The organism is Brevibacterium yomogidense (assembly GCF_900163715.1).
In the GTDB taxonomy this organism is placed as follows: Bacteria; Actinomycetota; Actinomycetes; order Actinomycetales; family Brevibacteriaceae; genus Brevibacterium; species Brevibacterium yomogidense_A.
This window is the reverse complement of record NZ_FWFF01000001.1, coordinates 332,297-352,240: the sequence shown is the minus strand read 5'-3', so window position 1 is coordinate 352,240 and position 19,944 is coordinate 332,297. Positions and strand designations below refer to the sequence as shown.

Below are 19,944 nucleotides of genomic sequence, written 5' to 3'. Positions count from 1 at the left end.
TTTCGTACCGGTAACCGGCGTCTCGGCGAGGACGGGACGGTGAGGAGGGGAGGGTGGGGAGGGGCCGGAGGGGACGGACGAGAGCCCCGGCCCGCGCACGGCCTCAGAAGAAGCCGCTCGTGATCTCCTCCGACTCCTTGGCCAGCCCGTTGTCCCGCTTCCATTCGAGCCACAGGCGGTACGTGTCCTCATCGGACGGGTCCGTCTCCATGAACTTCGCCCACTCCTCGTCGAGGCGCTCGCCCCGCTCGATGAGCTCGTCCTGCTTCGCCTGCGCCTCATCGCTCCAGCGGTCGTGCTCCTCGAGCCAGCGGATCGTGCCCTCGTGGAACGGCGTCTCCGTGGGGACGTCGAGGACCTGCTCGGGCTCCCAGCGCGGCAGGCTGATCGTCGTGTCCTTGTACTCCGGGTACGTCTTCGCCATCGCCTCGATCAGCGTGTAGATCTGATCCTCCGGCATGTCGTCGTACGCTGCGATCGCGACGCTGTAGAGGACGCCGTTGCTCTCTTCGCCCTCTTCCTGCGCCGGAGCGCGGTCGAAGGAGCCCACATTCAGCGCCGGGACGACCGCCTGCATGCGCTCGACCGCCTCCTCGTCATCCGCGTCCAGGTCGACCCATTCGACGTCGACATTCGACGCGAGCTCGTAGAGGGAGCCGCCGTAGACCGCGCCGTAGATCATGTCGATCTGCCCGTCCTGCATCGCGGAGGCCTGCTCGCCGTAGCCCACATTCACGAGTTCGACGTCGTCCAGGGTGAGGCCGCCGTGCGCGAGCAGCGCCTGCACCTTCGCGTTGGCAGACGGGTTGGCGGTGTACAGGGGCACGCGCATCCCCTCGAGATCGGCCATCGATTCGATGCCGTCGCCCGTGCGCGTCATGACGCCGTGCGGTGACAGCGGAGCCCAGACGACGCGGATGTCCTGCGGCCCCCAGTCCTCGTTCGCGAACTCGTTGACGCCCTCGAAGCCGAAGATGTACTCGTCACCCAGACGGCCGACCTTCGCCGCGCCTGCCCGCAGCGCCGCCAGCCGACCCACGGACGTATCGGACGTGATGATGCGCACCCGTGCGCCGGTCTCCAGCGACACCCGGTCGGTCACGCCGGCCAGATCTGCGTACGAACCCGTGGTCGTGCCGTACGTGGTGAAGACAAGCGGGTCCGGCAGGCCACCGACCACATTGTTCTGCGCCTCGCAGCCCGACAGCACGAGAGCCCCGGCAGCGACAGCGGCGACCACAGACGTCGCCCGAGCGCGCCTGTGTGCACGATTCTTCAGCCTGATCATGTGTGCTCGTGTGCTCCTGCCATCGTCGTCGACCGGTCGGGTGGACCCGGGCACATCGTAGCGGACTACTGAGCCGTGCATCACTAATGATCATCAAATGATACTCAGGCGGCAAAACTGCTGAACGGCCGGAACATCAGACCGCGGAGCGCACGCGCAGGTTCTCCGAGAAGTTCTCCGCGAGCGCTTCGCCTGCGCGGTGGTGGAAGTCGCGGGTCGCCTCGCGCACGGCCCGGACGTCTCCGGCATCGAGCGCCTCGAGGACCTTCCGCTGTCCGTCCACCGTGATCTCCGGCCAGCCCGGGATGTCCGAGTACAGGGTGCGCGGGACGAACCGGATGCACAGCCCTGCCGTCCACCGCAGCTTGGGGGAGCGCGAGGCGTGGTTGATGAGCGAGTAGAACGCGCGATTGCGCGAGTCCAGACCGTTCGCGGCGTCGCGGTGGAGCATCGCGATCGATTCGTGGTGGAGCGCCCTGAGCTCGGTCCGCTGCGCATCGGTCAGCGCGTCCATCGCCCGCGCTGCGAGCTCACCGCTCACGAATCCCAGCGTGAGGAACACGTCGCGGATGTCGTCGCCCGTGAGCGGAGCCACGGCGAAGCCCACCCCTGGCCGGCGCGCGACCAGGCCCTCCGTCACGAGCCGCTGCATCGCCTCGCGGACGGGCGTCAGCGACATCTCGTACTGCGAGGCGAGTTCGTGGACGCGCAGAGAGCTGCCGGGGGGCAGGTGCCCCGAGATGATGTTCTCCCCGATGTCGGATGCGACGAGCGACGCCGAGGTCCCGTACCGGCGATCGCGCTCGGTCACCGTGCCGCTGCGCACGTCGACCCTGCGCCCGTCACCGCTGCGCACCTCGACCCTGCGCCCGTCGACGCTGTGCACGTCGACCCTTCGCTCATCGCCGTGGTGCGCGTGCCCGCTGTCTCGTCCCATTGCCCGTTCGCTTCCTCTGCAGTCGCCTGATCGCCGCTACCAGCAGTGCGCGTGGCGGCCGATGCACTCGATCGACCGCCCCGCGCACCACTCGTCACAGACTGACGAGCACCGTCTTCGTCGCCGTGTACGCGTCGAGCGATTCGTAGCCCTTCTCGCGGCCGTAGCCGGACTTCCCGAAGCCTCCGAAAGGGTACTCGACCCCGCCGCCGGCGCCGTAGGCGTTCGCGTAGACCTGGCCCGCTCGGATGCGGGCTGCCAGGCGGTGCACCCGGGACGAGTCCCGCGACCACACGGCGGCCATGAGCGCGTAGTCCGTGCCGTTGGCCAGCGCCACGGCTTCGTCCTCGTCCTCGAACGTGCGCGACACGAGGACCGGCCCGAACACCTCCTCCTGGAAGATCTCCGCGTCCTGTTCGACACCCGCGATGAGCGTCGGCGAGAAGTACGCGCCGTCGCCCAACGACGAGCCGGTGGGCCTGGTCCCGCCTGTGACCACACGGCCCGAGGCCCGCTCCACCATCCCCGTCACACGATCCTGCTGCTTCCGCGAGATGAGCGGTCCGAGGTCGGGGTCCGACGATCCCGGCCCCAGCGTGGTCGACTCGAAGGAGGCGCGCAGTCGCTCGAGCAGCTCGTCCTCGACGGAGCTGTGCACGAGCAGGCGCGACCCTGCCGAGCACGTCTGACCTGCGTTCTGCAGGATGCCCTTCGTGGCGAACAGCGCGACCCGGTCGAGGTCGGCGTCGGGGAAGACGACGTGCGGGGACTTCCCACCCAGCTCGAGCGTCGTCGGCACGACGTTGTCCGCCGCGGATCCGGCGATGAGCTTCCCCACCGCGTTCGACCCGACGAAGCCCATGTGGTCGATGCCCGGGTGTGCTGCCAGGGCGGCCCCGGCCTCGGCGCCGATCCCCGGGACCACGTTGATGATCCCGGGCGGGAACCCGGCCTCGACCGCCAGTTCGGCGAGGCGGACGGCGGATCGGGGAGTCTCGTCGGCCGGCTTGAGCACCACGGCGTTGCCGGTGACGACGGTGGGTGCGACCGCGCGGCCGAACAGCTGCAGCGGATAGTTCCAGGCGATGACGCTGCCGCACACGCCCAGGGGCTCGCGGCGGGTGTACACGTGGAACGCCGGGTCGACCGGCAGCTGCAGTCCGTAGTACGAGTCGATCGCTCGACCGTAGAACGTGAAGTACCGGGCGGTCACCTGCCCGTCGGTCCGCGCCTGTGAGATCGGCTTCCCGGTGTCCTCCGAATCGAGGCGGGCGAGCTCCTCGACGTTCTCGAGGACGAGCGCGGCGAACGCCTGGGCGACGTCCGCGCGGTGCTCCGGCTTCGTCGCCGCCCACTCCGGCTGCGCGCGACGGGCCGCGGCGACGGCCGCATCGATGTGCTCGGCGGTGCCCCTCAGGACCTCACCGATCACGTGGCCGTCCGCCGGATCGACGTTCTCGTACGAGTCCGCGCCGGTCACTCGCTCACCGGCGATGAATGCGGGTGTCTGAGTCATCGTCCCCGCGCACCTCCCCGTGCGGTCGTGGATCCCGCCGCCGAGGTCCCGGCCGGCTTTCCTCCGCTGTTCGCCTTCCCTGCGCCCGCCCGCGGCTTCCCAGCCGCCGGCGCGGACGCCGACTGCTTGGCGTCGGCCGTGACCGCTGCCTCCACGGATGCCCCGATGTCGTCGCCGGCGCGCAGAGGTCTGCCCTGGAAGATCCCTTCGTGCGCGAGGATCGGCCTGCGATCTCCGCCCAGCTCCGGGTAGCGCTCCTCCAGCTTCTCGCGCTTCTCCATCGAGCGGCGCCAGTAGTTCACCGCATCCGGGCTGCCGCCTGACATGCCCTTCCAGCTCTTGGGCATGTCCTCACGGCTGTGGCCGGCGGACGCGAATCCGCTGGTGCGCACGGTGGTGAGGATCCGGCGCGATGCCTCCCCGCAGTCCGGGCAGTCCGGTGCGGGCGACGACATCGAGGCGACACCGGCTTCGAAGCGATGGTCGCGTGTGCACTTGTAGTCGTAGAGGATCATGAGTAGTACTCGTCCGGTCCCATCTTGAAGTTCTGGCGCTGTGCCTCGTCGTGGCCGAAGATCATCTCCGCGCCCGTCTCCTGCTCGATGCGCCGCAGCTTCTCCACGGACTCCAGCCAGTCGAGCGAGCTCCACACGATCGCCGCGCCGATGGCCGGAGGCCCGTAGGACTCCTCCATGTACACCGCATCCGAGGTGAAGATCTTCGTGCCCTCGTTCGGCAGGTCCACGCGCAGCGACATCGTCCCCCATGTGTGTCCCGGGGTCTGGATGACGGAGACGCCGGGGACGATCTCGTCGTCACCGGTGATCCCGCCGATGCTCAGGCCCTTGTAGTCGTCCGGGATGTGGGCGCCCTTGTTGTAGCCCGAGATGTCCGCGACCCCGTCGAGCTCCGCCTGGCTCGTCACGATGCGCGTCTTGCCGTTGTCGAACATCTTGGCGTTCGCCGCGTGGTCGAAGTGCAGGTGCGAGAGGACGAGGATGTCGATGTCGTCCGGAGCGAGGCCCATCTGGGACAGGCTGGAATCGAGGTAGCCGGAGTCGCCCTCCGGGTCGTCGAGGACGGGGAAGAACTCGTGGAAGCCCGTGGGTTCCCAGTGCGTCTGCCAGTTCCGGGGGACGCCGGTGTCCCAGAGGATCTTGCCCTCCGGATGGTCGATGTAGACCGCATGTGTGGGCACCTGGCCCCATGCGCGGGGATCGTTCTTATGCTCGCGCGTCTTGATGACGGTGTGCGGTGCCAGGAGCAGCCAGGTGCGGTCGGCTTCCATCGTCCCGGACTCGAGGATGTGCACTTTCATGTCTGGAGTGGCCATCGGAATCTCCCTCTCGCTTCTGCTTCGTCGTTGAAGGCGTGACGTTCCGTGCGGTGCTGTGCGGCGTTCCGTGCGCTGCGTCCACGACGAGCCCCCGTCGGAGTCGTTGCTGGACTCCGCGTAGGGAACCCACCGCACGTTCAAATATATTTCAGATCGCTCAGGAGTCAAGGGCCTCGCCCCAGGTTCCGAATCGAAGCATGCGCGTATGCATATACCTCTTGACGGTCGGAATATATTTGAGTAGCTTCGCAAGGGCCGGTCCTTCGAGATGGGCTGGCATCACTCGGCGCTCCGGCGCCGCACGACGAGGTGGGTGTGCATGGTCACTGGACGGAATCTTGTTCTCGAGGACGTGGGGAGCATCGCTGCCCGCGAATACGATGTCCCGGATCCGCCTGCGGGCGGACTGGTGCTGGAGATGATCCGCGCGAACGTGTGCGGATCCGACGTGCACATCCTGAACGGCGGTCACCCCTTGGTGGGTCCCGGCTGCGTCATGGGGCACGAGGGGATCGGCCGCGTCCACGCCCTGGGCGAAGGCGTCACGGCGGACTTCGCGGGTGAACCGCTGTCCGTGGGCGATCGCGTCGTGTCGACGTACTTCCAGGCGTGCAGGCGCTGCCCTGAATGCAACAACGGCCACCCCAACATCTGCCGCAACGCCTATACCGGCTGGTCGAAGCAGGCGGACGAGTCTCCCCACTTCCACGGGACGTTCGGCACGCACTACGTCGTGGGTCCCAGCTTCGCGGTGTACAAGGTGCCGGACGGTGTGACCAGCAAGGCGGCCTCGAGCGTGAATTGTGCGCTGTCGCAGGTGTTCTACGGGTGCCTCGTCGGCGAGGTGTCCTACGACGACAAGGTCGTCATCCTGGGAGCCGGCGGTCTGGGCGTGTGCGCCTCGGCCGTCGCGAGCAGCTTCGGGGCGACCGTGTGGGTGGCGGAGATGGCGCCGCAGCGGCTGGAGAAGGTCAAGGAGTTCGGCGCCCACCACACCGTCGACCTCACCCCGGCCGACGGTTCGGATGGTCGCGTCGACCTCGTGAAGGACCTCACGGACGGCGGCGCGGACGTCGTCATCGACCTCACGGGTGTGCCGTCGGCATTCTCGGAAGGCGTGCGCATGACGCGCGCCGGCGGCATCTTCGTCGAGATCGGCAACATCACGCCGCACAAGTACACGGACTTCGACCCGGGCCTCTTCACGCGCACGGGTGTGCAGATCCGTGCCGCCATCCGCTATCCGCAGAATGTGCTGGGACGAGCGATCCGGTTCGTCGCGGACACGCCGCACTTCCCCTGGGAGTCCCTCGTCGACAAGGACTTCACGCTGGATGAGGTGGAGGAGGCGCTTGCGCAGGCCGCTGCACGGAAGGTGACGCGCGCCGGCATCGTCATCAGTGACTGATGTGTCGGCATGCGGACGACTGATCGATCCGCCACTCGCTGATCGAGGCTTGTGCCGGTAGGACAACGACAGATGAGATCCACGGAGGAGACCACGATGAAGATCACTGGCGCAGTACTCGATTCCGTCGGCACGGCAGAGCGGCCGTACGCGGACAGCAAGCCCCTGCGGATCGTCGACCTCGAGCTCGATGGGCCGGGCCCGGACGAAGTGCTCATCAGGATCCGCGCGGCGGGCCTCTGCCATTCCGACCTGTCCGTGGTCGACGGCAACCGGCCGCGGCCCACACCGATGCTCCTGGGCCACGAGGCCTCGGGCGTGGTGGAGAAGGTGGGGGAGAACATCACCGACCTGACGGCCGGCCAGCAGGTGAGCACTGTCTTCCTGCCGCGCTGCGGCGAGTGCGAGAACTGCCTCACGAACGGCAAGCTGCCGTGCATCCCCGGCACCGCGGTTAACAACGCCGGCACGCTGGTGGGCGACCACATGCGCCTGCACGAGGGTGACGGCGAGGTCTACCACCACGTGGGCGTCTCCGGATTCGCGACGCATGCTGTGCTGCACCGCAGCTCCGTCGTGCCGGTCGGCGATGACGTGCCGCCGGAGATCGCGGCGGTCCTGGGCTGCGCCGTGCTGACCGGCGGCGGTGCCGTCATCAACGCGGGCGATCCGCAGGACGGCGACGCCATCATGATCGTGGGGATGGGCGGTGTCGGCATGGCCGCGCTCATCACGGCGGTGTCGCTGAAGAAGGGGAAGGTCATCGGTGTCGACGCCAACGAATCGAAGCTGACCCGTGCGAAGGAGCTGGGGGCCGATGAGGTCTACACCCCCGCACAGCTCGAGGAGAACGGGGTGAAGGCGCCCATCGTCATCGAGGCAGCCGGCCATCCGAAGGCGTTCGAGACGGCCTTCAAGGCGACGGGTGTGGGTGGGAAGACGGTGACGATCGGGCTGCCCTCACCCCAGGCGGCGTCGACGATCACCCCGCTCACGCTCACGGCTGAGGCGCGCACGGTCGTGGGTTCCTACCTGGGCTCGGCCGTCCCCGCGAAGGACATCCCCGTCTACGAGAAGCTGTGGCGCGAGGAGGGCCTGCCCGTCGACGAGCTGATCTCGTCGACGATCACGCTCGACGAAATCAACGGGGCGCTCGACAAGCTTGCCGATGGCGAGGCCGTGCGCCAGGTCATCCTCTTCGAAGACTGAGGGGTGTCAGCCGAGGACTGAGCGAGACTGCGGGCTGAGCGAGCTGAGAGGGCGCTTCGCGGACCGCAGACGCCTGCGCGCTTATACCTCGGTGAGGCCGGGACCCGTGTCGAAGCGCTCGGCGAGCTGCGCGCGCAGCCGCTTGGCCTCGGCCTGGCGGTCCGCCTCGGCGCGCTCCTCCTCGCCGGGCTGGGAGGGTCCGTCGGTGGTCCCCGCGGCGACGGCCTCGGCGAGTTCGTGGAAGGCTCCCGTCACGCGATCGGTCGGGATCGCCGGGCCCGAGGCGAACGCCGGCTTCCCCGCAGCCGCCGCCTCCTCGTAGGCACGGGTCGCCTTCGCAGCGCTGATCAGCGCGCTCGAATGCACCGGCTTCCGCTGCCCGGGCTTCCCGCCCAGGCCCCACGTGACGACGGCCTCGACCTGCAGCTCCAGCATCTGATCGTCCGGGAGCCGCAGACGCTTGGGCAGCGTCTCCGCGAAGCGGGCGTGCGCGCCGGGGTCGGTTGGTCCGTGCTGCCAGGCTTCGAACCCGGCATCGACCACGCGGCGGCCGTTCCACTCCTCCAGCCAGCCGGTGACGAAGTACAGCAGCATGAGGGCGCTCGACTTGTCGATGCCCGGCTCACTGAAGCGGGCGTGGGCGACGACCTGGGCGGCGGTGAGGGTGGTGGGTGCGGGGGACCGATCCGACTCGGCCGGCTGGTCAGGAGTGTGCGAGGACGTCATGAGTCCATTGTCTCGCGAGACAGTGGACGCGCGAGCGGCACCCGTCGAACGCGTAAGTCTCAGTGTGCGGCGGACGGAGCTCGGCGTCCTATCCTGGGGAGCTGTGAGCCGCACATCCTGGAGTCCCGCCGTCCCCGTCATCCTGCTGACGGGATATCTGGGCGCGGGGAAGACGAGCATCCTCAACCACCTGCTGCGGCACCCCGACTCCCGCGTGGGAGTCGTCGTCAACGACTTCGGCGACCTCAACGTCGATGCGGGGCTGGTCGCCGGACAGGTCGATGAACCGGTCTCGATCGCCGGCGGCTGTGTGTGCTGCCTCAGCGACACGAGCGCGCTCGAAGAGGCCCTCGCCTCGCTTGCCGATCCGCGCCTGGAGCTCGACGCGATCATCGTCGAGGCGAGCGGGATCGCGGAGCCCCTCACCCTCGCGCGGATGGTGAGCCAGTGGGGCCGCCATCGGTTCCACCTCGCGGGCGTGGTCGACATCGTCGATGCCCTCATGCACGACGAGACCGTCGACACCGGATCCCTGCCGCCCGTGCGCTACGCGGCGACGACGCTGGTGGTCGTCAACAAGCTCGACCTCCTGCCGGTGGAGGACCGTAAGCCCGCAGTCGAGGCGATCCGCACGCGCGTGCACCAGCGCAATCCGCGCGTGCTCGTGACGGGAACCGTGTTCGGGAGACTCGACCCGACGCTTCTCGTGGATACGGGAGCGCGGAGGGGGAGTGCGGACAGCCCGGCCGCAGCCACCGATGTGCAGGGTGAGCTGCCCGTCTGGGACCTGCTCCGCCAGGAGTACTCCGAGCGGGAGGCCGCGGCGCTGGCGGAGATCGACCAGACCGGGGTCCCGCATCGCCACGCCCGGTCCGTGACAGTGAGGCTCGACGGCTGTGCAGACCCGGCCGGTGTCCTGGACTTCGTGGAGGACCTGCCGCCGGGCGTCTACCGGGTGAAGGGGGCCATCGCAGTCCCGGACGGAGAGGCGATCCGGTGGTTCACCGTCCAGGCGGTCGGCCCGAGTGTGTACGTGTCCGCCGTGCCGGAGCGAGCGGTGGAAGTGCAGGGTCAGGATGGCCGCGGTGATCACCCGGGCACAGCTGCACACGAGCGTCAGATCACGAGTGAGCTCGTGGCGATCGGCGAGGACTTCGACGAGGACGCCGTCCACGCGATCCTGCGCGCTGCGATGGCAGCGGCCTCCGAGCAGCCTGGTGCGGGCGGCCTCGGCGGCGGGGTCCGGACTCTGTCCGGTCTCGACCGGCTGGACCGATACGTGCGCCTCCACAGCTGACCAGCGGTGATGCGCGCGCCTCGCCGTCCCCCACCGCCACCCACTGCGGGAAACCGCACATCCTGCGAGTGGACCAACCGGGGGACCAAGGGCTAGGCGTCATCGGTCGCACAGGCCGCGCCATCAGCGACAACAACAGCACTTGCTGTGGCGATTAGCGCCCCTCGCGCACCGACCCTGACGACTGCGAGCTCACGGCCCTATCGCAGGGGCTGAGCACACGCCTGCGCGAGCGCGGGGTGGTCGTGCCGTGCCTGGAGGGCGCCTCCCACCGCGCCGTGGCGGACAAGCTGCGCATGTCCCGCGCCCTGACCCGGATCGGAGTCCCGACACCGCGCACCGCGCTGCTGTCGGACACGGAAGCGGTGCATGCGCTGCTGGAGACGACGCCGGCCGTGATCCTCAAGGACCGCTGGGGCAGCGGCTCGTCCGGTCTGCTCAGGCGCACCTCCGAGCAGCTCCGCCGCTGGCTGGCGACGGATTCCGCGACCCGCTCGGACCTCGGCGGGTCCCCGGATGACGAGCTGGTCGTCCAGCCCGACGTGGTGGGCACCGAGTACGGCATCGACATCGTCACGCCCGTGCGTGGCGGACCGGTGGCCGGCGTGCTGGCCCGCCGCAAGCTCAGCATGCGCAACGGCGAGACCGCCGCGGCGGTGTCCGTCGACAGCGGTCCGTTCGCAGGCCTGGCCGCGACTCTGGCCGACGCCCTGGGAATCCAGGGCACGGTCGATGTCGACCTGCTGCTCTCAGGCGACGGGGCGGCCTCCGTCATCGACATCAATCCCCGCTTCGGAGGCGGATACCCCTTCAGCCACGTGGCCGGTGCGGACGTGCCGCACTTCTTCGTGGCGTCGACGCTGGGGTTCGCCCCCCAGCCGCGCTGGAACACCTATCGCCTGGGTCACGTCGGGGCGAAGCACGAAGGCATCATCGGCTTCGAACCGAGTCCGGACGGGTCCGCGATGGGACTCTCACACCAGGAAGGAGCAGCCTCATGGACCTCACGCGTCGTGCAGCCCACCTGAGACCGCCCACACCGGCCTTCGTGATCGATCGGCCCGTGCTCACAGGGTTCGTCAGCCGTTTCCAACAGGCCCTGGACACGCAGTGGCCGGCGTCGATCCTGTCCTATTCCTTCAAGACGAACTCGCTGCCCTGGCTGGTGTCCTTCATGCGGGACCACGGTGTCTGGGCCGAGGTCGTCTCGGACACCGAGTACCGCCTCGCCCTCGCGCTGGGGTACAGGCCGGACCGCATCGTGTACAACGGTCCGATCAAGAGCCGTGGGCTCCTGCGGTCCGCGCTTCAGAACGGATCGATCATCAACCTCGATGCGAAGCGCGAGGTCACGTGGGCCGCTGAACTGGCCAGCGAGATGCCCCACGCCGAGTTCGCCGTCGGACTGCGCGTCAACTGGGATCTCGAGGCCCGCTGCCCCGGTGAGAGCACGACGGGGCCGGACGGGAGCCGGTTCGGCTTCGACGCGGACAACGGCGAGCTCGACCGGATGATCGCAGAACTGACGGCTGCGGGGGTGCGAGTCGCGGGACTCCACATGCACCGCAATTCGCAGTCGCAGAGTGTGGACGTCTTCCGGGCGGCCGCATCGGTCGCCGCAGAGCTGATCGCGTCCCGCGGTCTCGACCTCGAGTGGATCGACATCGGCGGCGGCTTCTTCGGCAGCGAAGACGAGGGCCCGACCTTCCATGAGTACATCGCTGCGATCCGTGAGGTGCTCGGAGCCGTGGTGGATCCGCGGAGGACCCGCCTGATCGTCGAACCGGGCGGGTCGCTCATCGCCGTACCCGTCGAGTTCCACAGCAGCGTCATCGACGTCAAGGAGGTCGGTCCCCGCACGATCGTCGTCACGGACGCCAGCCGCACCAACATCGATCCGCTGTTCCGCCGGCGGCGACCCTTCGAGGTCACCCTCGACACGGATGCGACGGCGGAGCGCCCGGACCAGATCATCAGCGGCTTCACGTGCATGGAGGATGACCGACTGCTCCAGCTCCGTGATGCACCTGCGGTCGACGTGGACGATCGCATCGTCTTCCACACGGTCGGGGCATACACGATGTCCTACCAATCGACGTTCATCGAGTACCCGCCGGCCGTGTACGTGCGCGACGGGGACTCGCTGAACCTGGTCCGGCGTGCGTGGGGCGTCGAGGACTACCTCCGGGGCAATCTGTGGATCCAGAGCGGTGACCCGGAGGGGGCCTCCGGCGATGCGGCTGTGGCGGAGGGTGTGACGGAAGCCGTGACGGAAGCCGTGACGGAAGCGGACGGGCTGCAAGAGAGTGGGCTGCAGGGGAGTGGGCTGCACGACGGTGGGCCGCATGCGGATGGTCGGCAGCTGAGTGGAGCGGGACAGCCATGAGAGTGCACGTCCTCGAGACCTCGGACCCGGAGTGGGCCGCCTACCTGCCCGGCACCCGCCACGACATCTTCCATATCCCCGCGTTCGTCCGCGCGGAGGACCGGTTCCACGGCACGGAGAGTCGCCTCGTGGTCGTGGAGGACGGGGAGTCCGCGCTGCTCGTTCCGCTCGTCTTCTCCGCCCTGCCCGGTGGATTCGAGGACGCGTCGACGCCTCATGGACCTGCGGGACCCGTCTTCTCCGAGGGGGCGACGGAGGAGTGGCGTCGCGCGGCGGTGTCCGCACTGGTGGACCACCTGCGGGAGCGCGGGGTGGTGTCCCTCTTCCTGCGAGGGCATCCGCTGGCCGGCCTCGGCGACTTCGCAGGTGCCGGAGCCGTCGTGGAGCACGGGCCGTCGTTCGTCATCCCCCTCGACCGGCCCCTGGAGGAGATCAAGGGAGGCATGCGGCAGAACCACCGGCGGAACATGCGCAGGGCCGAGCGGGACGGGCACATCGCGGTGCAGGATACGGAGTGGGAGCACCTCGAGGAGTTCCACCGGATCTACACGAGGACGATGGAGCGCGTGGAGGCGGGATCCGCCTACAGATACAGCCGCGAGTACTTCGAACGGCTGCGCGACGAGGCGGGGATGTACACGTCACTGTGGGTGCTCATGATGGACGGCGAGCTGGCAGGTGCCCACCTGGTGACCTCCTGCAGCGGAACGGTCCAGTACTTCCTGGGCGCCACGCATCCCGACTTCCACCGCAGGGTGCCGCAGGTGGCGATCTTCGATGCCGTGCTGAGCTGGGCTCACAGCCGGGGCGATCGGGACTACGTCCTGGGCGGAGGGCTCCAGGAATCCCTGCGGCACTTCAAGTCCGGGTTCACGCAGGTCGAGCGGTCGGAAGCCACCGCTCGCATCGTCATCCAGCACGACGAGTACGAGCGGCTCTGCACCGGGTGGGAAGCGGAGAACGGCCCGCTGACCCGCCGCCGCGACGCGTTCTTCCCGGGCTACCGCACGCCGGCGCCGGCAGCCTGACGGGCCGTATCGGCCGTTCGCCGCCTCCGTGTTCGCCGCGCCGCCCGGCCCATGCGGGAAGACGCGACCCACCACCTTTCATCAGACCGCATAGGAAACAAGTTGTGCGACTTGATGAAAGGTGGTGGTTCGCGGGCCTCAACGCGGGGTGAAAGGCGGTGTTTCGTGCGGGAGCGCGGCTGCCTGCCCCACGACGGACGGATTGCTGGTTCGTGGGCCACCCGCGTGCGCCGGTCCGTCGAACCGTAAGGGCATCCCTCGCCAAGTGGGGTATGCTTGCCCGTTCGCCGCGTCCGTGTTCGCTTCGCCGCTGCGTGCCGCGGTCAGAGGAGCATGGAGGCGGCGAACGGACGGTGAGCCGACGGGACGCGTCTCCCGCGGCGACCGCTCAGCCCCGCTCAGTTCCGCTTAGGCTCGCTTCGCCGCGCCCTTCGCGCCGAAGCGGAACGGGATGAAGCACGCGATCGCTACGGCGACGATCGCCACGCCGAACCCGATCAGGTAGACGATCCGGAATCCGGCCTCCGACATGACGGCCTCTCCTCCGATCGACATCGTCACCGCTGCGAGCACCGCGCCCACGACGGCCGATCCCGTCGAGCTGCCGATCGACCGCATGAGCGTGTTGAAGCTGTTCGCCGACCCGGTGGCCGATGGTGACACGGAGCGCATGATGAGCGCCGGCATCGCCCCGTACGCGATGCCCACCCCGCCCTTGATGATCATGTGGGCGAACATCAGGCCGATCGCGCTCGCGAGGAAGGCCTGCATGCTCCCGTAGCCGATGGCGATGACGCCCAGGCCCGCGATGAGTGCGACCTTGGGCCCCTTCGCGTTGATGAGGCGACCGCCCACCGGGGCCAGCAGCATCTGGATGAACCCGCCGGGGAGCATGAGCAGGCCCGCCGCCAGGAGCGAGACGCCGAGCCCCGGACCGGACCCCGATGGCAGCTGGAGGATCTGCGGCGTCGCGACGAGCGTGATGTACATGGACATGCCCGCGAAGATCGAGGCGGTGTTCGTCAGCAGGACGACCGGCGTCACAGCGGTGCGCAGGTCGACGAGCGGTTGCGCGGCGCGCAGCTCCCACACGGCCCACGACGCGAGTGCGACGACCGCCAGCGCGAATGCGCCGATCGTCTCCCACGAGGCCCACCCCCACGATGTCCCCTGCGAGACGCCGATGAGGAGCGACACGAGCCCGACCGCCATGAGGACCGCGCCCAGCCCGTCGAACCGCTGACCGGGACCGGGGTGCGCCCCCGATGGCACCAGGGTCGCGACCAGCACGAGCATCACCGCTCCCAGCAGCGCGAACATCCAGAAGAGCAGGCGCCAGTCGAAGAACTGCGCGAAGCCGGCGGACAGGGGGAGCGCCAGCCCGCCGCCGATCCCCATCGACGCGCTTGCCAGCGCGATCGCCGTGGCACGCCGCTGCGGCGGGACGACGTCCTGCAGCAGTGCCACGGCGACTGGGATCGCTCCGATCCCCATGCCCTGGAGCGACCGGCCGATCACCATGGTCGTGAGGTCCGTCGACATCGCGGACACGGCGCAGCCGATGAGCATCGGGACCATGAGGCCCACGATCACGCGCTTCTTGCCGAGCATGTCGCCCAGTCGCCCGGCGATGGGGGTGGCCACCGCTCCCGCCAGCAGCGTGGAGGTGACGGCCCAGGTGAAGGCGCCCGGCGTGGTGCCCAGCTTGGGCGGGAGGATCGTCAGCAGCGGTGCGATGAGCGACTGCATCATCGCCACGAGCGTGCACGCGGTCGCGAGGACCAGCGTCACGCGGGTGGGCGCGGGGGAGTCCGGAGGTGCAGCGGCGGAGGCGGGACCGTTCGAGGAAGGGCCCGCCCCGGTGAGGGGGCGGGTGAGCGAGGTGTCGGGATCGGTGGTGGACGAGGTGGCCGCGGCCGCGCGCATGGGACTCCAGGTGAAACACGCAATTGTAGAATGCAATACGATTGCAGTATACAAATGTCCGGGTGAGAAGGGAATGCCGCCATGCTGAGTGTGAGCGACACGATGTCTCCTGGGGAAGATCTCGCCTGCGACAATGGTGCGATGCAGGACGATGTGTTCGAGGATCTTGTGCGTGAGCAGATGCTGCTGACGCGCTTCGCTCTGCAGGGGGTCGCGCCCAAGGACCGGGACGTCCCGCTGGACCGCAGCGCGGTGATCCTCTTGTCGCGGCTGCACGCACAGGGCCCGATGGCGGTCGCGGAGCTGGCCGAGGCGTTCGACATGGACGTCTCCACGATCCACCGGCAGACGACGGCGGCGATGAAGGCGGAGCTCCTCGAGCGCATTCCGGACCCCGACGGCGGCATCGCCCGCAAGCTGCGCCCCACCGAGGAGGGGGTGCGTCGCCTCACCGCAGAGCTCGAGGCGCGCAAGGACGGGTTCGCGCGGATCCTCGAGGACTGGTCGGAGGGAGAAGTCCTGCAGTTCGTGGACTACCTGCGCCGCTACAACGAGGCGATCGAGAGCCGTCGCGGCAAGAACTGGCCGCGATGATCGTGTCGGGTGGTCGCTGAGGTCGTCAGCCGACTGTCTCCACAGGTGGGTGGTCGCGGGGGACGGATGAATCGGGGCGGCGCTGCAGAGGTCACAGGTGGAAAGTGACTCGGCCTCGGCCGCGTCAAGCAGGTCGTTGACCTCCCTGGATCGCGTGGACCCCCTCCTGGTCGTGGTTCGGGACCGGCCGGTTGCCCGTGATCATCCCCGGGCGCTCGCCCGCTGGCAGGTCAGGCTGGCTCGGCGGGACTGCTGGTCTGCGGGACTCCCGGGCGGTGGGGGCCACCGTCAGTCCTGGCGGCCCCGCGCGGCCTGCCCGTCGGCCTTCTGCTGTTCCTTCCGGCGCTTCCGGTCGGCCTTGATGAGCAGGGCCCGCTCGATGGAATCCATGTCGTCGGTGATCCCGAGCCGTTCGTTGTAGTCCTCGATCCGCTCCGACTCCCGTTCGAGCAGGGTCCTCTCCCGCAGTCCCTCGACCTCCGCCTCACCGACCAGGCGGGCGATGTCCTTCAGCGCTCGCCGACGGCGCTTGGAGTCGGGTGCCGATTTGACCCGGTCGATGTCCGCATCGGTCCAGGGGTTGGTCTCCGGATCGATCTTCGAGCGGAGTGCCCAGTTCTTGAACCAAGTCGGCGTCCACGCCAGCGGCCACCAGAAGAAGGACAGTGCCACCAGCGCCGCCGGGACCAGGAACACGTTCCAGACGGCCTGCCGGGCCCCTTCCATAGCCCAGGCCTCGAAGAACACGGTGGGCAGCAGGGTCACCAACCCGATGCCGATCATCGCCAGCATGAACGGCCAGGTGTTGTGGTGGGAGACCTGGAGCGGAAAGTGCGGCAGGACCGCCCAGGTGCGGGTATCGCCGTTGAGGCTCCGCCAGACGACGTAGAACACCAGTGCCGCGGCTCCGCCCACCAGCAGAAGCATGCCCCAGTAGGCCGGGATGTAGGCGATGGGAGCGAGCCAATCGGGCATGAGGGAGTCCTTTTCGGGCCCGGCGGTGGTTCACCACCGACGATACCACCCGTCCGGGTGCCGCAGCCGGGCCGCGCCCGTGCCGGTGGTGAGGCACCTGACCGCCTGAACCACGCCGCCCACCTCGATTCCGACTCCTGACCTCCGAACAGAGGAAGGAGCGCAGCCTACGCGCTGCGCTTCACCAACTCACTCACGATCACACCGGAGTCGTAGGCCGTCGTCTCGAGGTGCTCGAACTGGGTGGGCTCGTACTCCGTCGCCGCGAAGAGCGGGATGCCCGCCCCGAACACGACGGGATTGCGCTTGAGGACGACCCGGTCGATCTCGCACAGCAGCTGGGAGGCGAGATGGCCGCCGCCGCACAGCCAGATGTCACCGCCGGGCTGCCCGCGCAGCTCCTGGACGGTGCGGACCGGATCCTCCGCCGTGACGCGCAGGTTCTCCGCCTCCGTCTGTTGGGTGCGTGAGAACACGATCTGCTCGAGGTGGTGGTAGGGGCTGTCCATCCCTGCGGGCAGGCCGACCGCGTAGGTGTTCCACCCCATGAGGACGGTCGAGAAGCCCCCTGCGGACTGGTCGATCCCCAGCTGCTCCGCGATCGTGGTCGGAACCGCATCCGGGAAGCGCTCGAGGAGGGCGCTCATGTGGTCGCCCTCGGGTGCGAACGCGTCGAACTGCCCGTCCGGTCCCGCGATGTATCCGTCCAGGCTCACCGCCACGTAGTACACGAGTTCGCGCATGTCTCCTCCTGGTGACCCTCGTCGGCCACCCTGTCAGGCTACAGACCGTGTCCAGTGCCACAACCTCGGAAGCGCGAAGTTCCGGTGCTACCCGGACAGCGTCCGCGGGCCGACCGGGGGAGGCGCTCGTCTACGCCTTCAGCGCGTAGTGGCGACCGGAGAGCCCGTCCAGGATGATCTCGACCGGCCGACCGTCCTTCGTGCCCGTGAGCCACCAGTTGGGCTTGCCGAACAGCAGCGGCTCCCGCAGCGGATGCAGTCGGCCCGGCGGACCCAGCCGCCTGCCGCGCAGCAGCACACTGCGCACGAGGTCCCGTGCGACGCGCTCGCCCCGCTCGTCGTCGAGGATGCGTCGGGGCGCGGAGATCCCCGCCGCCGAGGTCCCCGCCGGCTCCCTGCGCCCCTCGCCCGAGGCGCCGCCTCCCTCCGACGACGCCGAGGTCCCGGCCGGGACCCGACCGGCGGTGCTGGCCGCTCCGGCCGCGAGTCCGGCCTCGGCCTCGGCGATGGGGACGAAGGCGACGTGCTCCCACGGCTCCGTCGCGTACGCGCGCCCGCCCACCAGATCGACCAGTGCGTGGGCGGAAGCGGACCCGCCGCGCTTCCGCACCTCGTACGAGGTCGCGAGCATCGGATGGTGGTAGAGCTGGGCCCGCACGTCAGCGGCACCCGGAACCCGGCGCCGCAGCCACGCGATCGCGCGGTCGTGCGTGATCCAGGCGGGCCAGGCCAGGGAGGGCGCGCGGGCACCCTCCCCGGCCTCGGCGCTCGAACCGACAGCGGCCTCGGGCCCGGTCGACTCCGTCATGCCGCGGTCCTCGCTGCGCGCACCACCGTCACTCCGCCGTCCGGGGGCGCTGGGTGGACAGCGTCGCGTCCTCGCCGATCACCAGGTGCTTGGGGATGGGTGCGACGCGCATGGTCTCCTCGACGGCGGCCAGGACTTCGGCCGGGACCGGGTGGGACTTCTGCGTGGCGAGCGAGCCGATGATGATGCCCAGCACGGACGAGATGATGCCGACCATCATCGGGTCCATCCCCCACATGCCTGCGGTGTCGAAGATCTGACCGCAGACGGCGCCCACGGCACCGGCGAGCATCGAGATGATCGCGCCCGGCGTGTTCGCCTTCTTCCACCACACCGCGCACACGTAGGCCGGGACGAACGCGGAGCCCATCGTCGCGGTCGCGAAGACCACCAGATCGAACACGCCGGGCGGCTGCCACATCGCGAGGATGAGGCCGATGATCGCGATCACGAAGATGACGATGCGCGAGATGTTGACCGCGGCCTTCTCGCTGAGGTTCTTGATGAGCGTGCCGCCCAGATCCTGCGAGGCGATCGTGCCGGCCTGCAGGAGGATCGAATCGGCCGTCGACATGATCGCCGCCATGATCGCGGCCATCACCAGGCCCACCGCGAACGGTGGCAGGACGACCTGCGCGACCTCGAAGATCGCCAGTTCCGGGTTGTCGAGGTTCGGCACGATCAGCAGCGCGAAGAGGCCGATCAGGTACGCGCCGGGGATGAAGAGCAGGTTGAACCCGGTCGAGTAGAGCCCCGCGGTCCGCGCGATCGACGGACGCTTCATCGACATGTGGCCCACGTTCACGTGGGGGTAGCCGATGTAGCCGATCGAGAAGATCAGCAGCGCGCCCAGGATGACGCCCCATTCGCCGAAGTACTGGCCCTCGGCGCCCCACATGGTCAGCAGGTTCGCGTTGACCTCCTTGACGCTTTCGTGGCCGGCGGTCAGGCCGCCCACGTGCTGCACGGTGGCGATGAGGATCCACAGCATGCCGATCACCATGATGATCGCCTGGAGGAAGCCGGTGTAGGCCACGGCGAGGTAGCCGCCCAGGAACGTGTAGATGAGGATGATCGACACCGCGATGACGAGCGAGACGTTGAGCCCCAGGCCGGTCACGGAGGAGAAGCCCTGACCGCCCGCCAGCAGCTGTGCGAGCACGTAGAGGAACAGGCAGCCGAGCGCGATGGGACCGGCGACGAGCTTCGTCCAGATCGACGGGTAGCGGCGCTCCAGGTAGCCGATCGACGTGATCGAGCCCAGCAGGTACGACAGCTTGCGCATCCGCCTGCCGATGATCGACAGGTTCAGCACGCCGCCGCCCAGGTCGCCCAGCGCGAACCACATGCCGTAGTAGCCCTGGCTGTAGCCCAGTCCGCCGGCGCCCAGGAACATGTAGCCGGACATCGAGGTGGACTGCATACGCAGCGCCGTGACGGGAGCGCCCAGGCTGCGGCCGCCCAGCAGGTAGCCCTCGCGGCTCTTCGAGCTGCGGCGGCTCACGGCCAGGCCGATGCCGATCACCACGGCGAAGTAGATGAGGATGAAGACGATCTCGATCGACATCAGCGTGTCCCCTCTCCGGATGCGGCGGTGCCGAGGGGACCGTGCCCGTCCGTGCCGGGGTCGTCGCTCGAGGCGTCGTAGTCAGCGTCCTCGAGGGTCCAGTCCTTCGTCCTCACATAGAAGACGATCGTGTAGACGACCCAGAACAGCATGACGCCGCCCATGATCAGTGTGGTGCTCATCGGGAGCCCGAACATGTC

Annotated in this window: 19 protein-coding genes; 7 read left to right on the top strand and 12 right to left on the bottom strand. The window is 68.8% G+C overall.

The window, feature by feature from the left end; translation table 11 throughout:
- Positions 1-103: 103 nt before the first annotated feature.
- From FM105_RS01420 to FM105_RS01400, 5 genes are all read right to left on the bottom strand, one after another.
- Positions 104-1,288, bottom strand: coding sequence for a TAXI family TRAP transporter solute-binding subunit (locus tag FM105_RS01420; RefSeq protein WP_087003571.1), 1,185 nt, complete (start codon positions 1,286-1,288; stop codon positions 104-106).
- Positions 1,289-1,424: 136 nt separating this feature from the next.
- Positions 1,425-2,225 carry a GntR family transcriptional regulator gene (locus tag FM105_RS01415; RefSeq protein ID WP_087003568.1) on the bottom strand — a complete coding sequence of 267 codons (801 nt, stop codon included), beginning with the start codon at positions 2,223-2,225 and terminating at the stop codon, positions 1,425-1,427.
- A gap of 94 nt (positions 2,226-2,319) precedes the next feature.
- Positions 2,320-3,741: an aldehyde dehydrogenase family protein gene (locus FM105_RS01410; RefSeq protein WP_087003565.1), complete on the bottom strand. Its 1,422-nt coding sequence runs from the start codon at positions 3,739-3,741 to the stop codon at positions 2,320-2,322.
- A complete protein-coding gene (locus tag FM105_RS01405; RefSeq protein ID WP_087003562.1) occupies positions 3,738-4,256 on the bottom strand; it encodes an FmdB family zinc ribbon protein in 519 nt (172 codons plus the stop codon). The genes FM105_RS01410 and FM105_RS01405 overlap by 4 nt, the downstream gene beginning before the upstream one ends.
- Positions 4,253-5,074: an N-acyl homoserine lactonase family protein gene (locus tag FM105_RS01400; RefSeq protein WP_256970136.1), complete on the bottom strand. Its 822-nt coding sequence runs from the start codon at positions 5,072-5,074 to the stop codon at positions 4,253-4,255. Before FM105_RS01400 ends, FM105_RS01405 begins: the two co-directional genes overlap by 4 nt.
- 322 nt (positions 5,075-5,396) lie before the next feature.
- On the opposite strand from FM105_RS01400, the gene FM105_RS01395 reads away from it, so the two are divergent.
- Together FM105_RS01395 and FM105_RS01390 are read left to right on the top strand one after the other, a co-directional pair.
- The gene (locus FM105_RS01395) at positions 5,397-6,485 is read left to right on the top strand and encodes a zinc-binding dehydrogenase (RefSeq protein WP_179207007.1); all 1,089 of its coding nucleotides are present in this window, start codon (positions 5,397-5,399) and stop codon (positions 6,483-6,485) included.
- 96 nt (positions 6,486-6,581) lie between these two features.
- Positions 6,582-7,694, top strand: a complete 1,113-nt coding sequence (locus FM105_RS01390) for an alcohol dehydrogenase catalytic domain-containing protein (RefSeq protein ID WP_087003556.1) — start codon at positions 6,582-6,584, stop codon at positions 7,692-7,694.
- Positions 7,695-7,775: 81 nt separating this feature from the next.
- On the opposite strand, the gene FM105_RS01385 is transcribed toward FM105_RS01390, so the two are convergent.
- Entirely contained in the window at positions 7,776-8,420 is a 645-nt protein-coding gene (locus tag FM105_RS01385; protein ID WP_087003554.1) for a hypothetical protein, read from the bottom strand.
- A 103-nt stretch (positions 8,421-8,523) separates the two neighbouring features.
- Here FM105_RS01385 and FM105_RS01380 point away from each other — a divergent pair, with 103 nt between their 5' ends.
- The 4 genes from FM105_RS01380 to FM105_RS01365 all read left to right on the top strand — a co-directional run bounded on the left by FM105_RS01380 (position 8,524) and on the right by FM105_RS01365 (position 13,131).
- Positions 8,524-9,717, top strand: coding sequence for a CobW family GTP-binding protein (locus FM105_RS01380; RefSeq protein WP_218777884.1), 1,194 nt, complete (start codon positions 8,524-8,526; stop codon positions 9,715-9,717).
- A 278-nt stretch (positions 9,718-9,995) separates the two neighbouring features.
- Positions 9,996-10,745, top strand: coding sequence for an ATP-grasp domain-containing protein (locus FM105_RS01375; protein ID WP_143275777.1), 750 nt, complete (start codon positions 9,996-9,998; stop codon positions 10,743-10,745).
- Positions 10,715-12,103 carry a hypothetical protein gene (locus FM105_RS01370; RefSeq protein WP_256970135.1) on the top strand — a complete coding sequence of 463 codons (1,389 nt, stop codon included), beginning with the start codon at positions 10,715-10,717 and terminating at the stop codon, positions 12,101-12,103. The genes FM105_RS01375 and FM105_RS01370 overlap by 31 nt, the downstream gene beginning before the upstream one ends.
- A complete protein-coding gene (locus FM105_RS01365) occupies positions 12,100-13,131 on the top strand; it encodes a GNAT family N-acetyltransferase (protein WP_143275776.1) in 1,032 nt (343 codons plus the stop codon). The genes FM105_RS01370 and FM105_RS01365 overlap by 4 nt, the downstream gene beginning before the upstream one ends.
- Positions 13,132-13,539: 408 nt before the next feature.
- Here FM105_RS01365 and FM105_RS01360 read toward each other — a convergent pair whose 3' ends face one another.
- Positions 13,540-15,057: an MFS transporter gene (locus FM105_RS01360; protein ID WP_087003534.1), complete on the bottom strand. Its 1,518-nt coding sequence runs from the start codon at positions 15,055-15,057 to the stop codon at positions 13,540-13,542.
- Between the two features lie 141 nt (positions 15,058-15,198).
- Here FM105_RS01360 and FM105_RS01355 point away from each other — a divergent pair, with 141 nt between their 5' ends.
- Entirely contained in the window at positions 15,199-15,651 is a 453-nt protein-coding gene (locus FM105_RS01355) for a MarR family winged helix-turn-helix transcriptional regulator (RefSeq protein ID WP_087004256.1), read from the top strand.
- Between the two features lie 288 nt (positions 15,652-15,939).
- Here FM105_RS01355 and FM105_RS01350 read toward each other — a convergent pair whose 3' ends face one another.
- The 5 genes from FM105_RS01350 to FM105_RS01330 all read right to left on the bottom strand — a co-directional run bounded on the left by FM105_RS01350 (position 15,940) and on the right by FM105_RS01330 (position 19,941).
- Entirely contained in the window at positions 15,940-16,626 is a 687-nt protein-coding gene (locus FM105_RS01350; protein ID WP_087003532.1) for a hypothetical protein, read from the bottom strand.
- Positions 16,627-16,793: 167 nt separating this feature from the next.
- Positions 16,794-17,369: a dihydrofolate reductase family protein gene (locus tag FM105_RS01345; protein WP_087003530.1), complete on the bottom strand. Its 576-nt coding sequence runs from the start codon at positions 17,367-17,369 to the stop codon at positions 16,794-16,796.
- 130 nt (positions 17,370-17,499) lie between these two features.
- Positions 17,500-18,177 carry a hypothetical protein gene (locus FM105_RS01340; RefSeq protein ID WP_087003528.1) on the bottom strand — a complete coding sequence of 226 codons (678 nt, stop codon included), beginning with the start codon at positions 18,175-18,177 and terminating at the stop codon, positions 17,500-17,502.
- A 28-nt stretch (positions 18,178-18,205) separates the two neighbouring features.
- Positions 18,206-19,744 (bottom strand): sodium/proline symporter, encoded by a 1,539-nt coding sequence (locus FM105_RS01335; RefSeq protein WP_087003526.1) that lies wholly within the window; start codon positions 19,742-19,744, stop codon positions 18,206-18,208.
- Positions 19,744-19,941 carry a hypothetical protein gene (locus FM105_RS01330; protein WP_087003524.1) on the bottom strand — a complete coding sequence of 66 codons (198 nt, stop codon included), beginning with the start codon at positions 19,939-19,941 and terminating at the stop codon, positions 19,744-19,746. The genes FM105_RS01335 and FM105_RS01330 overlap by 1 nt, the downstream gene beginning before the upstream one ends.
- Between the last annotated feature and the right edge of the window lie 3 nt (positions 19,942-19,944).

Excerpts from the sequence above, each read along its gene's own strand:
- FM105_RS01355 (WP_087004256.1), top strand. The coding sequence starts at position 15,199 with ATGCAGGACGATGTGTTCGAGGATCTTGTGCGTGAGCAGATGCTGCTG.
- FM105_RS01340 (WP_087003528.1), bottom strand. The coding sequence starts at position 18,177 with ATGACGGAGTCGACCGGGCCCGAGGCCGCTGTCGGTTCGAGCGCCGAG.
- FM105_RS01415 (WP_087003568.1), bottom strand. The coding sequence starts at position 2,225 with ATGGGACGAGACAGCGGGCACGCGCACCACGGCGATGAGCGAAGGGTC.
- FM105_RS01330 (WP_087003524.1), bottom strand. The coding sequence starts at position 19,941 with ATGTTCGGGCTCCCGATGAGCACCACACTGATCATGGGCGGCGTCATG.
- FM105_RS01405 (WP_087003562.1), bottom strand. The coding sequence starts at position 4,256 with ATGATCCTCTACGACTACAAGTGCACACGCGACCATCGCTTCGAAGCC.
- FM105_RS01370 (WP_256970135.1), top strand. The coding sequence starts at position 10,715 with ATGGACCTCACGCGTCGTGCAGCCCACCTGAGACCGCCCACACCGGCC.
- FM105_RS01395 (WP_179207007.1), top strand. The coding sequence starts at position 5,397 with ATGGTCACTGGACGGAATCTTGTTCTCGAGGACGTGGGGAGCATCGCT.
- FM105_RS01385 (WP_087003554.1), bottom strand. The coding sequence starts at position 8,420 with ATGACGTCCTCGCACACTCCTGACCAGCCGGCCGAGTCGGATCGGTCC.
- FM105_RS01390 (WP_087003556.1), top strand. The coding sequence starts at position 6,582 with ATGAAGATCACTGGCGCAGTACTCGATTCCGTCGGCACGGCAGAGCGG.
- FM105_RS01350 (WP_087003532.1), bottom strand. The coding sequence starts at position 16,626 with ATGCCCGATTGGCTCGCTCCCATCGCCTACATCCCGGCCTACTGGGGC.
- FM105_RS01365 (WP_143275776.1), top strand. The coding sequence starts at position 12,100 with ATGAGAGTGCACGTCCTCGAGACCTCGGACCCGGAGTGGGCCGCCTAC.
- FM105_RS01420 (WP_087003571.1), bottom strand. The coding sequence starts at position 1,288 with ATGATCAGGCTGAAGAATCGTGCACACAGGCGCGCTCGGGCGACGTCT.
- FM105_RS01345 (WP_087003530.1), bottom strand. The coding sequence starts at position 17,369 with ATGCGCGAACTCGTGTACTACGTGGCGGTGAGCCTGGACGGATACATC.
- FM105_RS01335 (WP_087003526.1), bottom strand. The coding sequence starts at position 19,744 with ATGTCGATCGAGATCGTCTTCATCCTCATCTACTTCGCCGTGGTGATC.
- FM105_RS01360 (WP_087003534.1), bottom strand. The coding sequence starts at position 15,057 with ATGCGCGCGGCCGCGGCCACCTCGTCCACCACCGATCCCGACACCTCG.
- FM105_RS01400 (WP_256970136.1), bottom strand. The coding sequence starts at position 5,074 with ATGGCCACTCCAGACATGAAAGTGCACATCCTCGAGTCCGGGACGATG.
- FM105_RS01410 (WP_087003565.1), bottom strand. The coding sequence starts at position 3,741 with ATGACTCAGACACCCGCATTCATCGCCGGTGAGCGAGTGACCGGCGCG.